13 protein-coding genes and 1 tRNA gene are annotated in these 14,893 nt (G+C 61.9%); 8 read left to right on the top strand and 6 right to left on the bottom strand.

Features of this window, described 5'->3' with window-relative positions; translation table 11 throughout:
- Positions 1 to 6 precede the first annotated feature (6 nt).
- Complete coding sequence (locus OES25_13450; GenBank protein MDH3628645.1) at positions 7 to 693, bottom strand: alpha/beta hydrolase; 687 nt, start codon at positions 691 to 693, stop codon at positions 7 to 9.
- Positions 694 to 1,293: a glutathione S-transferase family protein gene (locus OES25_13445; GenBank protein ID MDH3628644.1), complete on the bottom strand. Its 600-nt coding sequence runs from the start codon at positions 1,291 to 1,293 to the stop codon at positions 694 to 696. It lies immediately after the preceding gene.
- A gap of 53 nt (positions 1,294 to 1,346) precedes the next feature.
- Between OES25_13445 and OES25_13440 the strand changes: the two genes are divergently transcribed.
- Positions 1,347 to 1,820: a PaaI family thioesterase gene (locus OES25_13440; GenBank protein MDH3628643.1), complete on the top strand. Its 474-nt coding sequence runs from the start codon at positions 1,347 to 1,349 to the stop codon at positions 1,818 to 1,820.
- On the opposite strand, the gene OES25_13435 is transcribed toward OES25_13440, so the two are convergent.
- Genes OES25_13435 through OES25_13425 form a run of 3 tightly spaced genes read right to left on the bottom strand, consistent with a single transcriptional unit; the run spans position 1,817 to position 3,854 of the window.
- On the bottom strand, positions 1,817 to 2,494 hold the full coding sequence (locus tag OES25_13435) for a TetR family transcriptional regulator (protein ID MDH3628642.1): 678 nt from the start codon (positions 2,492 to 2,494) through the stop codon (positions 1,817 to 1,819). The genes OES25_13440 and OES25_13435 overlap by 4 nt on opposite strands.
- A 10-nt stretch (positions 2,495 to 2,504) precedes the next feature.
- Positions 2,505 to 3,485 (bottom strand): hypothetical protein, encoded by a 981-nt coding sequence (locus tag OES25_13430; GenBank protein ID MDH3628641.1) that lies wholly within the window; start codon positions 3,483 to 3,485, stop codon positions 2,505 to 2,507.
- A 3-nt stretch (positions 3,486 to 3,488) separates the two neighbouring features.
- The gene (locus OES25_13425) at positions 3,489 to 3,854 is read right to left on the bottom strand and encodes a hypothetical protein (protein MDH3628640.1); all 366 of its coding nucleotides are present in this window, start codon (positions 3,852 to 3,854) and stop codon (positions 3,489 to 3,491) included.
- Positions 3,855 to 4,094: 240 nt separating this feature from the next.
- Between OES25_13425 and OES25_13420 the strand changes: the two genes are divergently transcribed.
- From OES25_13420 to OES25_13410, 3 genes are read left to right on the top strand one after another with little or no spacing between them, the layout of a single operon-like run.
- Entirely contained in the window at positions 4,095 to 5,228 is a 1,134-nt protein-coding gene (locus OES25_13420) for a glycosyltransferase family 2 protein (GenBank protein MDH3628639.1), read from the top strand.
- The gene (locus OES25_13415) at positions 5,225 to 5,845 is read left to right on the top strand and encodes a class I SAM-dependent methyltransferase (GenBank protein ID MDH3628638.1); all 621 of its coding nucleotides are present in this window, start codon (positions 5,225 to 5,227) and stop codon (positions 5,843 to 5,845) included. The genes OES25_13420 and OES25_13415 overlap by 4 nt, the downstream gene beginning before the upstream one ends.
- A 15-nt stretch (positions 5,846 to 5,860) precedes the next feature.
- Positions 5,861 to 6,424 (top strand): hypothetical protein, encoded by a 564-nt coding sequence (locus OES25_13410; protein MDH3628637.1) that lies wholly within the window; start codon positions 5,861 to 5,863, stop codon positions 6,422 to 6,424.
- Between the two features lie 23 nt (positions 6,425 to 6,447).
- Here OES25_13410 and OES25_13405 read toward each other — a convergent pair.
- A tRNA-Asp gene (locus tag OES25_13405) sits at positions 6,448 to 6,524 on the bottom strand.
- 128 nt (positions 6,525 to 6,652) lie between these two features.
- On the opposite strand from OES25_13405, the gene OES25_13400 reads away from it, so the two are divergent.
- The 4 genes from OES25_13400 to OES25_13385 form a co-directional block, all read left to right on the top strand.
- Positions 6,653 to 7,150 carry a hypothetical protein gene (locus OES25_13400; protein ID MDH3628636.1) on the top strand — a complete coding sequence of 166 codons (498 nt, stop codon included), beginning with the start codon at positions 6,653 to 6,655 and terminating at the stop codon, positions 7,148 to 7,150.
- 183 nt (positions 7,151 to 7,333) lie between these two features.
- Positions 7,334 to 9,682: a cytochrome c family protein gene (locus OES25_13395; protein ID MDH3628635.1), complete on the top strand. Its 2,349-nt coding sequence runs from the start codon at positions 7,334 to 7,336 to the stop codon at positions 9,680 to 9,682.
- Between the two features lie 374 nt (positions 9,683 to 10,056).
- Positions 10,057 to 14,301, top strand: coding sequence for an aryl-sulfate sulfotransferase (locus tag OES25_13390; GenBank protein ID MDH3628634.1), 4,245 nt, complete (start codon positions 10,057 to 10,059; stop codon positions 14,299 to 14,301).
- Positions 14,302 to 14,319: 18 nt separating this feature from the next.
- On the top strand, positions 14,320 to 14,893 hold a 574-nt coding region (locus tag OES25_13385), incomplete at its 3' end, for a collagen-like protein (protein MDH3628633.1).

Raw genomic sequence — 14,893 nt, 5'->3', positions numbered from 1 at the left:
GGCAGGCTATTCGGCTGAAGCTACGAAACGCTCAATCGCAGCCCACGCCTCGACAGGATGGAGCTGCAGGATGTAATGCGTCGACTCCAATTGCTCGACGTGCACATCGTCCCGGACCTCGAGTATATCCCGGAGACATCGGGCGGGGACCACGCGGTCCTGGGTCGCCTGAAGGTAGAGGATGGGTTTCGTGATCGCCGCCAGTTGTTTCCGGACATCGACGGCGAGTGTCGATCGGATGCGATGCGCAAACACCTCGGAATAGGCCGCGCCTCGCGCCGCAAGCACCCCCTTGACCAGTTCTTCGTCATCCGTTCCCATCGCCAAACGCATGACCCACAGAGGCACCGGGATCCGGATCACCCAACCTCGTGAGATGTGCCGCAAGACCGGCAGCGCCGGCGGGGTTACGAAGGTCGCCGCCATGACGACCCCGACCAGGTCACCGATCGGGTTGGCCGCCAGAGCGACCGACAGCGGCCCCGAGAACGACTCGCCCAATACGATGTACGGCCTGTCCATTGGAATTTGCGCCCGGATCATCGCTTCCAACGCGTCGTAGCCGAGAACCTGATCCGTCGGATACGAAACGACCTGCGTGCGGAACCCCGGCGGGGTCTGATCCACGAGCCGCCGGAACAGGTTGCCGGTTCCGTCCAGCCCCGGAAGCAACACGACCGTGAGGTCGCTCATCTAGCCGACCATCGGGACATGGCCGTCCTGCTTGCGCACGTCGTCGATCCAGCGGCGGACGTTGCGATAGGTTTCCAGATCGAAGCCACCCTCGCCCGCAACATGCGTGTAGCCGAACAGACTGATGTCGGCGATACCGAAGTCGTCGCCGGCCACGAACCGAGATCCCGACAGTCGCTGATCCATGACGGCCAACGCCCGATGCCCACCGGCCCGCCGGTTGTCCATGACCTCGGTCGGCGGCATCGCCTCGGGCTCCATCTTCACGAACCGTCGTACGACGGCGATGTTGCATTCGTGGAGATTTTGCTCGAAGAACAACCATTGATGAACACGGGTGCGGTCGTAGTTGTCGTCGGGTAGGTAGGGCGTTCCATCCGCCAGATACCAGAGGATGGCGTTGGACTCGGCAATCGGTCGGCCGTCGTCCAGGATCAGGAGCGGTACCCGGCCGAAGTCCGTCTTGTCGCGGAACGCTTCCGGTCGTGGGCCCTTGGCGATAGGGTCGATCTCGTGAATCTCGTAGGGCAGGCCAAGATGGGCCAGCAAGAGACGGACCTTGTAGCAGTTGCCGGATTCGGTGGAGTTGTACAGCTTCATCGGTTCCTCCTGAGTGGGCTATTGTAGCGTCGTCACAAGATGGAGCGAAGCCGATGAAGACCGACAAGCCGATGCAGGATCTCTACCCGGGCAATCATTGCTTCGGATGCGGCCCGGCCAACGAGAAGGGCCTCCAGCTGAAGAGCTTTCCCTCCGACGACGGGTACGTGTCGACGTTTCGTCCGTCACCGCATCACAACGCCGGGCCCGAGGCCTGGCTGAACGGTGGGATCGTGGCGACCATCATGGACTGTCACTCGATCTTCACCGCCATCGCCGACGCCTATGTGCGGGACGAGCGTCCCTTCGCCTCCGATCCGCTGATCTGGTACGTGACGGGAACGATCGCCGTTCGCTACGAGCGACCGATGCCCATCGATCAAGACGTGCGGCTCATCGCCCACGCGACGGGGTCGTCGGGGCGGAAGACCACGGTTCACTGCAAGCTGCTGTCCGGTAACGATACCTGTGCGACGGCGGAGGTGGTCGCCATCCGTGTGGCGGATGAGTGGAAGTCGCCGACCTAACGTAGGTCTGCGAGCAGCTTGAAGGTTCGATTCACAAGCGGCCGCATCGGAGGCAGACGACTCAGCTTCACGAGTTTGACAACCAGATCGACCGTGTGGTCGATCAACTTGTAGGTCCGCTGGCAGCCCTTCGAGTCGTCATGGATCCAGTAGAGGATGATGCCCATCTGATAGGTCCAGAGGAGTTCCGGAAGCTCTTCCTTTAGCTTGCCGGTGATCTTCGTGCTGGATCCGGAAACGACCTCCGCGAATAGATCCGTTACCTCCTGACGTACCGGTAACGAGTGCGCGCTGAATGGGCTAAGAGGACTCTCCGGGTCCGCGGCGGTCTTGAAGAGTTGCCCGGCGAAACGATGGTAGGGGGCGCTGGTTTCGATCTTTGCGCACAGCACGCCCCGGAGTCGCTTCTTCAGGTCCCGTTCGGATTCAAGAAGGGGTCGAGCGGCCTGTAAGAGGTCGTGATGGCTGCGTTCGTAGTAGGCGTGGATCAGGTGATCCTTCGACTCGAAGTAGTAGTACGCGTTCCCCAGAGAGACTCCGGCATCTTCCGCGATCGCCCGCATCGTGGTCTTGTCATAGCCGTGCTTCCGGAACATCGCCAGGGCGCATTCGAGGATCCGGGCACGGGTCTCTTCGGCCTTGCGTGTTCGGGGCGTTGTAGGGCGTGTGCTCACGTCGACCATACTAATCCGATTCTCCCCGGAACTCCTGTTCCGAAAGCAGGCGAACGTGATCGAGCACGGTGCGATGGATTCCGTGGATGAAGTTGTCGGACCAGAGGCCCCAGTAGAACTGAGGTGCCATGTGCATCTCGTACCAGGTCGTGCCCTGGAGTCTTGTCCGCCCGTCGGGTAGGGGAATCAGCAGGAACTCTCCGTTGCGACTGATCCATCCGTCGGTGAGGTGCGGTGCGTGGACCCGCTCATAGGGGCTCCACTCGTGCATCGGCTCGGGTTGCTCCGTGACGTCGAACGCCAGCTTCACGCCCGGCTCCCAGTGGGTGATCGGTTCCACGAACGGGCCCGTGGAGAACTCGCAATAGCGGATGGCCCCGACGCCTTCGCCATCCAGATGGGCGCGCACCGGTTGGGCGACGCCGAATCGGTACAGGGCATCGTCGGATTGTGGCAGATCCGAGAAGCCGATGACGTTGTTCCAGACCACGTCGACCGGTGCGTCGATGGTGACGGAGGTGACGACAGGGCGCAGGGGGTAGGGGGTAAGAGGGCCCGAGGCACCCAGGATGACCGGAAGTATCAGGACTCCGATCGTCATACCGTTCCGGATTCCCCTCCGTCGGTCGGCGACCATGTCACCTAGCCATACGCCGAGGAATCCTCCCGGAACGGCCAATGGGAGCGCCATCAGGAGGCAGATTGCGCCTTCCAGTGCGAAGGCAAGTAAGGAGACTCCCGCGATGACGATCCCGGCCAGCATCGCGGTGAGAGAGGCGAGAATGCGATAGCGCCTCCTCCAGTTGATGGCGAGGGCGGCGACAAACCCCATCGCTACCGGAATGGCGACAAAGACTCCCCACCCGTACGACTCAAGAACGAAAACACCGATGACGAAAATCGTGCCGCCTGTCGCCGCGGCAAGGACCGCGGCGATCAGGAGTTCGGATAGGAGTGGCCAGTTCCCATGAGGCCGATCGACAGAGGTCACGACTCAGGCCCGTCGTGCTTCGCGGAGGGGAGTCCCCTGACGAAGACGACCGAAGATGTAGAGATTGAGAAAGTGCATCCCGCCAAGAACGACCAGTGCACATCCGACCTTCCAGGAGACGGCTTCAATCGCGCCGGTCAGGCTGAGAACCTCGTAGCCCAACTTCAGGGCCAGGGAGATGTAGCCGAGGTTGATCAGGTAGAAACCAACGACCAGCAGGTGATTGACCGAGCGGGCCAGATCTCGATCCCCACCGAAGATGTGCACCAGGAACAGGAGGCCGTTCTTCGAGAGCGTGTGGGCGACCCAGATGGTCATGGCGACACTGATGATCAGGTAGGCGAGGTAGCAAAAGGCGGTCAGGTTCATGGGAGTCTCCTTTTGAACGTGTTCAAAAGAAAGATACGGACGAGTAGTCCTGTTCGTCAAGATCTTTTTTGAACATGTTCAATAGTTGATTATGCCAGGCTTTTTTCGAAAAGCGGACGCTGGAGAGCCCGGGCGGCCGGTCGAATGTTGTTCAGGTTCGCCATCCCCTGAGGTAATGTTCGATCACCCCGGGGGCTCCAGTTGGAACCTGAGAACGCAACCATCGAACTGTCCGTCGTCATGCCGTGTCTCGACGAGGCCGACACCCTTGAAATCTGCATCCGCAAGACCCAGCGGATCTTCGAGGAGCACGGCATCCAGGGCGAGATCATTATCGCCGACAACGGCAGTGTGGACGCCTCCGGCGAGATCGCGACCGGTCTGGGCGCCCGTGTCGTGGTCGTCCCGCGTCGTGGATACGGCGCCGCGCTGATGGGTGGTATCGCCGCAGCCCGCGGGCGCTTCGTCATGATGGGCGACGCCGACGACAGTTACGACTTCCTGGAGATTCCGGCGTTTCTGCGGTTGCTTCGCGAGGGCTTCGATCTGGTGCAGGGCTGCCGTCTGCCGAAGGGCGGTGGCACCATTCGCCCGACGGCGATGCCGTTCCTTCATCGCTGGCTGGGGAATCCCATGCTGTCGGCGATGGCCCGCTGGATGTTCCGCGCACCGGTCACCGACATCTACTGCGGCATGCGTGGGTTCACGAAGAAGCTTTACGACGAACTGGATCAGCGCTGCACGGGGATGGAGTTCGCCACGGAGATGATCATCAAGGCGCGACTGTACGGCGCCAGGATCGCCGAGGTGCCGATCACGTTGCACCCCGATGGGCGTAAGGCCCACGGGCCCCACCTGCGGACATTCCGCGATGGTTGGCGTACGGTCCGCTTCTTCTTCATGTACAGCCCCCGTTGGTTGTTCCTTGTGCCGGGCGCGCTGCTGTTGCTGGCCGGAATACTGGGATACGGCATGGCCCTTCCCAGAGAACCGATCGCGGGTGTGAACTTCGGGCCCCACACGCTCCTGGTGGCCAGCCTGGCGGTATCGCTGGGCTACCAATCGATACTGTTTGCGATCATCGCGAAGACGTTTGCGATGACCGAGGGGTTGATGCCGGAAGACCCGAGGTTGACCCGCTTGTTTAGTTGGGTCAATTTCGAACTGGGTCTCGTCATCAGCACCGTGGCGCTTGTCATCGGTCTCGGCCTGATCGTTCATACCGCCAACATCTGGCGTGCTCTGGACTATGGCCCACTCAACTACGACCGGACGCTGCGCTGGCTGATCCCGGGCGTCACCCTGGTGGCGCTGGGGGTGCAGACGTTCCTCTCCGGGTTCTTCGTGAGCATCCTGGGCATGGGTCGTCGTTGAGCCTCGCCGAGCGTCTCCACCAGTCTCACGGTCTCGATCGACGTGTGCGGATTCTGTCGGCACACCTGAGCGACCTTCTCCCCGCCGACGCTCGGGTGTTGGATGTGGGATGCGGTGACGGGACCCTGGCGGAGTCGTTGCTATCGCGACGCCCGGACCTCACGATTGTCGGGATCGACGTGCAGGTCAGAGACCGGGTCCGGATTCCCGTGACCGAATTCGATGGACGGGTCCTCCCGCTCGGCGATGGATCCTGCGACTGTGTGATGCTGGTCGATGTCCTGCATCACAGCGACGATCCGCTGCAGCTGTTGCGTGAGGCGACGCGTGTCGCACGGACCCACGTCGTCATCAAGGATCATCGACGGAACGGTTTCCTGGCGGAGGCGACGCTGCGCTTCATGGACAACGTCGGCAATCGACGCTTCGGTGTCGCCACCCCCCACAACTACTGGAGTCATCGTCAGTGGCAGACGGCGTTTCGGGAGCTCGGCCTGGAAGAGATCACCTGGAATCAGACCCTCGGTCTCTATCCCTGGCCATTTGGGGCGATCTTCGACCGCAGCCTGCACTTCCTGGCAAGTTTGCGACGGGTCCAGGGTAGGATGGCCGGATAAATCAGGAGGGCACCCATGGTCTCAATAGCATCGCTCTGGCTCCCGATCCTCGTGTCGGCCGTCGCCGTCTTCATCGCCAGTTCCGTCATCCATATGCTGATCCCGTGGCATCGCAACGATTACTCGAAGCTACCCGGTGAGGATGGCATCCGTGCGGTGATGCAGCAGGCCAAGGTCCCGGCGGGGGAGTACATGGTGCCCCACTGCGATGACATGAAGGCGATGGGCAGCGACGAGATGAAGAAGAAGTACGACGAAGGCCCGGTGGGCTTTCTGACCATCTTCCCCAACGGCCCGTGGAAGATGGGCAAATCCATGGTCCAGTGGGTCCTGTTCAGTCTGTGGGTGGGGATCTTCGCCGCGTACATCGGGGGGCACGTCGTCTCGGCCGGCGGTCACTACCTGGAGGTCTTCCGCATCGTCGGCACGGTGGCCTTCCTGGGCTATGCAGGCTCCCAGCCGGTCAACGCGATCTGGAAGGGGCAGAAGATTTCCACCACGATCAAGCACTCGATCGACGGGCTGGTCTACGCCTGTCTCACGGCCGGTGTGTTCGGCTGGCTGTGGCCCGGCGCCTGACTAGGCGCCCGTGAGAGGGTGAGTGGCGGAGCCGACGAGACTCGAACTCGCGATCTCCGGAGTGACAGTCCGGTGTGTTAACCAACTACACCACGGCTCCGCAACTGGTCTGATACCCGAGCGGCGGTAATGTACATCCTTCGCCCGGACTCGTCAAACGCGATCCGGGTCGAATTCAGGGGCTTTTTGGCAATTGATGAGAAACCAACCCAGCAAAAGGAGTCAAGCATGAAACAGTCATTCCGTATCCGCCCGGCGTCGATCGCCGTGGGCCTCGTGGGGGCCCTGGCCCTGATGGTGATCGTGGGCATCGTAGGCGCCCAATCGCCGGAAATCCGGCCCGAGCCGACGTCGACCCTGACCACTCGTGCGGCGCTACCCGCCGCCGACATCGTCAACATCGCGGGGCGAAAAGGAGGGACCACACCTCCCGGTGGAAGCATCTACACCGTCCCGCCCGGAAGGACCCTGGTCATCCGTTCGGTGACCATGGTCGGCTACAGCAATGCCAGCTTCCAGGGGCAACCCGTAGGATTCAATCTGAACTGCGGCGGCACGCTTCTGATTCCGAGAGAGGTCGCGGGCTCGACGTTCGGCTTCGCAACCGGGAACGCGTTCGACCTCGGTTGGGTCTGCCCGCAGAACACCGCGCTGACGTTAACCGGCCCCGCGGTGAACCCGCTCTATAACTCGGTCGGCTGGATGCTTCTGGGCGAGCTGCAGTAGGCGTTGTGGGGCAACCGACCCACCGAAGGGGTTAGTTGCCCCAACCATCTCTGACGTTCGGATTTGACGCGGCGGAATAGGGGACTTTCCGTCGCGTTTTTCCGACGCCTGCGGCACCGAACTTGCACGCCTTCTCGTCAGCGGGGGCGCATAGACTCGTCGTGCGTCTCGCAAGGGGGCGTCATGGCACGTACAACTTGGATTGCAATTACCTGGCTGACCCTGGGGTGGGTCGCATCCGTCAGTTCGGCCTCGGACACGATTCCCAACGAGATCCAGCAGCCCGGCACCCAGCCCGGCGAGGTCGCGGGTTTTGGCACCAACTGCGACAGCTGTCATTCCGGGACCGGCAATCCCGACCTCGAGCCAAGCTTCGGCTGGCACGGCAGCATGATGTCTCACGCGGCCCGGGACCCTCTCTACTGGGCGACCGTAGCCATCGCAGAGCAGGACTTCCTGCCCAACGGGACGGTGGCGGATCGAGGGGGCGTCGGCGATCTCTGCCTGCGTTGTCATACACCCGGCGGCTGGTTTGCCGGTCGTTCCACTCCGACCAACGGCAGCGCGCTGACCGGGGAAGATGAACGCGGCGTCGAATGCGAGCACTGCCATCTGATGGTCGACCCCGACATGCCGACGAATATCCCCGGAACTACCGAGGAACAGACCGCGCCGTTCGAGGCGTTTGATCCGATCAGCGGAGACGGCTACTACGGTTCCGGTCAGTACGTGATCAACAGTGGGGGAACTCGTGTGGGTCCCTACGACAATGCCGTGGCCAACCATGCGTTCCTGCAGTCGACGTTCATGCGCGAGGGCCGGATGTGCGGAACCTGTCACGATGTCAGCAACCCCGCCGTCGGCGACCTGGCCCACAACAACGGGGCGCAGGTTCCGTTGAGCAGCGGGTTCAGCGGTGTGTTGGGCGGACCGATCGCGGACAAGGCCGCCTTCAATCATGACCCGCATGCCTACGGCGTCGTCGAGCGCACCTACAGCGAGTGGGTGGCCAGCGCGCTGGACACGATGCCCGTCTCTCAGTTCGCGTCGCTGCCCAGCGAGTTAAAGCACGTGGGTGGCTCGCTTGAAGTAGCCTGGCAACGGGCGATGGCAGAGACCAACAACCCCAATCGGCCGGACTACGTGGACGGCATGCAGCGGGTCTACAGTTGCCAGAGTTGTCACATGGCGCCTTCCACCGGCAAGGGCTGTGACAAGAATCAGGCTCCCGTGCGGTACGACCTACCCCGTCACGATCTGACCGGCGGCGCCTACTGGGTGCCCGAGACGATCCTCTATCAGGCGGCTGAGGGGCTGCTGCTCTTCGGGACGCTTGACAGTGACCAGATCGCTGCGATGAACGCCGGCATGTTGCGGGCCGAGGGGCACCTGCGGAGCGCCGGTTCGTTGACGGCGGCGCAGAGCGGAGACGATGTCGTCGTGACGACGACCAACCTGACGGGCCACAAGCTGATCAGCGGCTACCCCGAGGGGCGTCGCATGTGGTTGAACGTCCGCTGGTTCGACTCCGGTGATCTGTTGATCTCCGAAAACGGTGCGTACGGTCCCATCGGCCGCAACGTAGACGATCTGGGTGGAACACCGCATGCCGTCGAGAGTCTGCTGGACACGGACACTCGGGTGTTCGAGGCCCAACCCGGTATCGACCAACAGTGGGCGGCGGAGCTTGTTTCCCTGGGTTACGACACCGGGATGGCCTTGACCTACGACCCGTTGACCGATGTTGCCGAGCACACACTAGGGGAACTGGCTCTCACACCCGCGGACAGCATCTTCAAGAGCTTCCATTTCGCCCTCAACAACGTATTGAAGAGCGACACGCGGATCCCGCCGTACGGCTTCGATCGGGATGAGGCGCTAACGCGCAACGCGCTACCGGTGCCTGACACCCAGTACGGGAATCCTGCGCCGGGCGGCACGTACCTGCACTACGACGTGTCCGCGTTCACTATCCCGTCCGGGGCGACCCGTGCCGAGGTGCGACTGTATTACCAGCAGACAAGCTGGGAGTACATCCAGTTCCTCTGGCTGGGCAACGACGGGCTGGATCCATTCCTGGGTAACGAGGGCGTGAACATGCTGGACGCCTGGCTGAACACCGGAATGGCGCCGCCCTTCGAGATGGCGATGACGGACGTTTCCGTGTCGACCGTGCTGGGTACGCCCGGTGAGGCGTCGAAGGCGAGCAATCAGCTGCAGGCGACCCGCAACCTGACGGCGGTCGACATCAGCTACACACCGGCGTGCGATGCGACGGACCACACGATCTACTATGGGCCGTTGTCCGCCGTCTCAAGCTACGGCTACAGCGGGGCGGCGTGTGCGGTTGGCGTGAGTGGCAGTGCGTCGTTCGATCCCGGGGTTGGCAGTTTCTTCTTCATGGTTGTTGGCAACAACGGAACCACGGAAGGCTCTTACGGAACCAACGGTGTGATGCTTGAGCGACCGGAAGATGTCGGCACCGCAGTGTGCGACCGAGCGCAGGATCTCGGGGGGGTACTCTGCGAATAAGGTTCTTGACCTTCCTCACCGGCATCTGAAGATCGCGTTTCAGGAGAGGCTCGCGAGGCGGGCCTCCGACAGGCCTCCCTTTGCTCTCCCTGGGCCAATGCTAGGCCACACTCCGGGAACTCCAATAATGTAAGTATTCCGCCTTTTTTTCTAAATGCACGCTCCGTGTCCTTAATAGCGGTATACAACCAGTTCCGAACGAGGTGTGCCCCTGACTTCTGGGGTCGCTGCTGCGGCACGAGTGACTGACAGAACTGCTGACTTAATAATGGTGAGGAATCGCTGTGATTTGCTTGGGGGGGCTGGCGAGATGTTTGCGTCTGGGATGGAAGTCCCGGTGCGCGTCTCGGATTACGCTGACTCTCGCCGCCATCGTGCTGAGCTCTATCACGGCTCATGCGGTTCAGGTCGTCTCCGGACCGACCTTGACCATGGACCCAAATCAACAGACACCGCTTGCGGGAGTCGTCGAACTTGAGACCGACGTGGCCGTGGGGGCACAGTTGACGATCACCCACGGCGCCGAGATCCGAACCGTCCAGTTTCCGAATCCCGTGACGCAGCACTACCTGCCGGTTCTCGGCCTGCAGGCGGACCGAACCTATACGGTGGATGTCGACCTCATTCCCGGTGGCCATGTCGGAACCGTCTTCGCCACGACCGCGTTGCTCCCCGCCGACTTCCCCACGCTTACGACCGTCGTTAGCGATCCACTCAACATGGAACCGGGGTACACGTTGATCGATTGCATGCGTCGGGAAAAACTTGACCCCCGGCCCAATTACACAGCGATCGTCAACAGCGCGGGTGCGGTCGTCTGGTACACGACGATTTGCATCTCTGCCGGTCGGCAACTACCGAATGGGAACATCCTCTACCGCAGCGGCCTCGATTCCGTGATCGAGATGGACCTGCTGGCAAATCAGAACTACCAAGCACTCGCCATTCCCGGCATCGGTCTCCATCACGATCTTCTCCGAACCCCCCACGGGACTTACCTCAGCCTGGACCGACAGCTGGTGAACGTTTCTGACTTCCCGACGAGTGAAACAGACCCCCTCGCTCCGACGGCACCCGCGACACTGCGGGACGACTCGGTCGTGGAGTTCTTGCCCGACGGAACGTTGCGGAAAGAATGGCCCCTCGTGGACATGCTCGACGCCACGCGGATCGGATACTTATCGCTCGACCAGACCGGGGGCGGCTTAGACTGGACCCACGCAAACGCCGTCAACTACAGAGCGGATGACGATTCGATCATCGTGTCGATGCGACACCAGGACGCCGTCATCAAGTTCTCGCGAAGAACGGGTGCCCTGGAGTGGATCCTCGGGCCTCCCGAAAACTGGTCCCCCGCGTTTCAACCGTACCTGCTACAGCCGACGGGGCCGGGTTTTCGCTGGCAGTACCATCAACACGCTCCGATGTGGACGGGATCCGATACGCTCCTATTGTTCGACAACGGCAACTTCCGGGCGAGCCCATTCGACGGGACGACCCCGGATACCGACGAAGATTCGTTTAGCCGCGGCGTCGAATACAGCATCGACACGCAGAACATGCAGGTGAGTCAAGTTTGGGAGTATGGCGAGAACAGTCCTGAACGACTGTTTTCATCGTTCATCTCCGACGCCGATTGGCAGGAAACGACAGGCAATCGCCTACTGGTCTTCGGCGGGGTCACCTTCGTGGACGGCGCGGCCTCCATGGGTCTAGGTCTGGGTGAACGGCATACCCGGATCATCGAGGTCACCGATGACGTGACACCGGTCAAGGTCTTCGAGCTGTGGGCCCACGATCCAACTGGCGGAAGGATCTCGACGTATCGAGGCGAGAGGATCGCGGGCCTGTACCCGGTCTTCGCGAGCGGGGAGGACGTTGTCGTCGACGCCGGTTCGTGGATGACCTATCTGGCCAACACGGCCGATCCGGGCATCGGCATGTCCTGGGTCGCACCCGGGTTCAACGACTTCGGATGGACCGTCGGCACATACGGCGTCGGCTTCGAGACGACCCCACCCGGGGCGACGAACCTGCTGGATACGGTGGTGCCCCCCGGAACCGGGTCCGTTTTCACACGCACGACGTTCGACGTCGTGGACACGAACCTGGTATCCAGCCTGCACCTGGGATGCGATTATGACGACGGGTACGCCGCGTGGATCAATGGTGTCGAGGTTTTCCGCTCCTTGAGTATGCCGGTCGTACCGCTGGATTGGAATACGGCGCCTACGAGCCATGAGTCTAGCAACGCCCAGGATCCGACCTATGAGTGGACGAATCTGACAGCCGCGATTCCCCAACTTCAAAACGGGATTAACACACTGGCGATCGCCGGCTGGGATGTCTCAGGTGGCTCCTCCGATCTGGTGCTCTCGCCGCAGTTGACGATCAATAAGGAGTTGGCCGTCGTTCGAGGCCCGTACCTTCAGCAGGGCACGCCGGGCGAAGTCGTGGTTCGCTGGAGGACCGGCCTGCCCACGGACAGTCGGGTGTTCTACGGGACCCAGCAGGGCAACCTGACGTCCCTGGAAGAGGACTTCAATCTCGACACCGAGCACGAACTGACGCTCAGCGGGCTGAATGCGGATACGACGTACTACTACTCGATCGGCACAACCACCGCGGTGCTGGCCGGCGACGACCTGGATCACTTCTTCGTCACCCCTCCGGCAACAGGCACGGCCAAGCCGACGCGGGTCTGGGTCCTGGGGGACTCGGGGACGGGTGACGCCAACGCGATGGCGGTGCGCGACGCGTACGAAACCTGGACAGGTTCGACGCACACGGATCTCTGGCTGATGCTCGGGGACAACGCGTACAACGACGGCACGGACGCCGAGTACCAGACGAAACTGTTCGACATCTTTCCCGAGATGCTTCGCAAGTCGGTGCTCTGGCCCGCGATAGGCAATCACGACGTGTTCGATCCCGTCGCACAGACGTGGCCCTACTTCGACAACTTCACGCTGCCGGACAACGCGGAGGCCGGTGGGGTCGCCTCGGGGACCGAGGCCTACTACTCCTACGACTACGGCAACATCCACTTCGTGGTGCTGGACTCGTTCAGCAGTGATCGATCGGTGGGGAGCCCGATGTTGACCTGGCTCGAGGCCGATCTGGCATCGACGAGTCAGGATTGGATCATCGCCTACTGGCACCACCCCCCGTACAGCAAGGGCTCGCATGATTCGGATACCGAAACCTCCCTCCAGCAGATGCGTGAAAATGTGGTTCCAATCCTGGACGACTACGGCGTGGATTTGACGTTTTCGGGACACTCGCACAGTTATGAGCGGTCGCATTTGATCGACGGGTTTTATGCGACGCCGACGCTAGTGCCGGGCGACGGGGTGATCCTGGACGCCTCGGGTGGGCCCTATCTGAAAAGCCCGCGCGGCACCGTCCCGTATACGGGCTCGGGCGATGGCATGGTGCACACCGTTGCGGGTAGCTCGGGCAAGATCTCGGGCGGGCCGCTGAATCACCCGTTGATGTTCACCTCGCTCAACGAACTGGGCTCCGTTGTTCTGGACGTCACCGGCTCCCGCCTGGAGGCGAAGTTCGTGAACAGCAGCGGCAATGTGGACGATTCCTACACCATTACCAAGTGCCCGGTCGGTGATGCGGACGGGGATGGTATCTGTGATGGCATGGACAACTGCCCCGCCGTGGCCAACTTCGACCAGCAGGACGGGGACGGGGACGGTGTGGGTGATGTTTGCGACGCCTGCCCGAATGACCCGGACAACAACATCGATGGGGACAACCACTGCGGCGACGTCGATAACTGCCCATTCGTTCCGAACAACAACCAGAAGGACGACGACGGTGACGGTGCGGGTAATGCCTGCGACGCGTGTCCTGGTTTTGATGACAACGTCGATGGTGACAGCGATGGCGTGCCCGACGGCTGCGACAACTGCCTCACCGTGCCCAACGTGGGCCAGGGTGACGGGGATGCGGACGGTGTGGGCGACGCTTGCGACAACTGTCCCACCGTTAACAACGCGGGCCAGGGTGACGGTGACGGGGACGGTGCGGGTGATAGTTGCGACACGTGTCCGAGCGATCCCGACAATGATGTCGACGGGGACCTGATCTGCGTCGGCTCGGGATTCAATCCGCCCTCGGTCGGGGAATTCGACAACTGTCCCACGAGCGCGAACTTCGATCAGTTGGACACCGACGGCGACGGCCGTGGGGACGTTTGCGACGCGACGGCGGGTCCCACCACGCTCAAACGGATAATGGTGGCGGGCGTCGCCGATCGGATGACTTCAGCCAGTTACCTCATGAGCGTGACGTCCGCTCCGGTTTCCGGAACATCGGGTGTCTGTCCCAACGGGATGACGGCCAGTCTGGGTTTCTGGTCATTCAAGGGGCCGACGACAGTCGAGCAGCTCTTGATGGTGGACAAGACCTTCAACGTTGGCAGCGGTGAGTATGACGTCGAACTGATGTGGACCGGGCACTCCGCCCTTTTCGAGATCTACCGGAACACCGTGCCCAACGCCCTGGTCGATCCAGGGAACCTTTATCGGACGACAAGCCTCTGTAGTGATACCGACGAGAACGCAGGTCCGCCGAACATTCTGTTCTATCGCGTGATCGAGTAAGCCCGTGAGATCGAGGGAATGATGATGAGACGTATTTTAGCCATGATTGTCATCGCGTTATTGGTTTTCGCGAGTCCTCTTGGCGCGGCTGTACCTGATGTCTTCAAGCTGCAGGGCTTCTTGACGGATGCTGCGGGTGCCCCGATCGACGGCCAGGTCAGCATGACCATCGACCTCTACGACGCCCAGACCGGCGGTTTGTTGATCGCGAGCGTCGGGCCCTTGATGGTAGACGTGAGCGAGGGCGTGTACGAGGTGTCTACCGGATTCACCGCCATGCACTTCCAGGGGTCCGTTCGTTTCCTCGAAATTACAGTCGATAGCGAAACGCTCGCGCCGCGAACGCAAGTAGGGAGCACCGCGTTCACCTTCGAATCGGCGTCAGGGGCAGGGGGGGCCACTGGCGCTACCGGGCCGACCGGTGCTGACGGAAACGACGGTGCTGCTGGTGCTGCCGGCGCGATCGGTCCAACTGGCCCGACCGGTGCTGATGGAAACGACGGAGCTGCTGGTGCTGCCGGCGCGATCGGTCCAACTGGCCCGACCGGTGCTGACGGAAACGACGGCGCCGCGGGTGCTGCTGGCGCGATCG

It is taken from the genome of Acidobacteriota bacterium (assembly GCA_029861955.1).
GTDB lineage: Bacteria > Acidobacteriota > Polarisedimenticolia > Polarisedimenticolales > Polarisedimenticolaceae > JAOTYK01.
This window is presented reverse-complemented; position numbering and strand designations above follow the sequence as displayed.

Coding starts and splice junctions, on each gene's coding strand:
- OES25_13450 (MDH3628645.1), bottom strand. CDS start 693: ATGAGCGACCTCACGGTCGTGTTGCTTCCGGGGCTGGACGGAACCGGC.
- OES25_13445 (MDH3628644.1), bottom strand. CDS start 1,293: ATGAAGCTGTACAACTCCACCGAATCCGGCAACTGCTACAAGGTCCGT.
- OES25_13440 (MDH3628643.1), top strand. CDS start 1,347: ATGAAGACCGACAAGCCGATGCAGGATCTCTACCCGGGCAATCATTGC.
- OES25_13425 (MDH3628640.1), bottom strand. CDS start 3,854: ATGAACCTGACCGCCTTTTGCTACCTCGCCTACCTGATCATCAGTGTC.
- OES25_13420 (MDH3628639.1), top strand. CDS start 4,095: ATGCCGTGTCTCGACGAGGCCGACACCCTTGAAATCTGCATCCGCAAG.
- OES25_13410 (MDH3628637.1), top strand. CDS start 5,861: ATGGTCTCAATAGCATCGCTCTGGCTCCCGATCCTCGTGTCGGCCGTC.
- OES25_13400 (MDH3628636.1), top strand. CDS start 6,653: ATGAAACAGTCATTCCGTATCCGCCCGGCGTCGATCGCCGTGGGCCTC.
- OES25_13395 (MDH3628635.1), top strand. CDS start 7,334: ATGGCACGTACAACTTGGATTGCAATTACCTGGCTGACCCTGGGGTGG.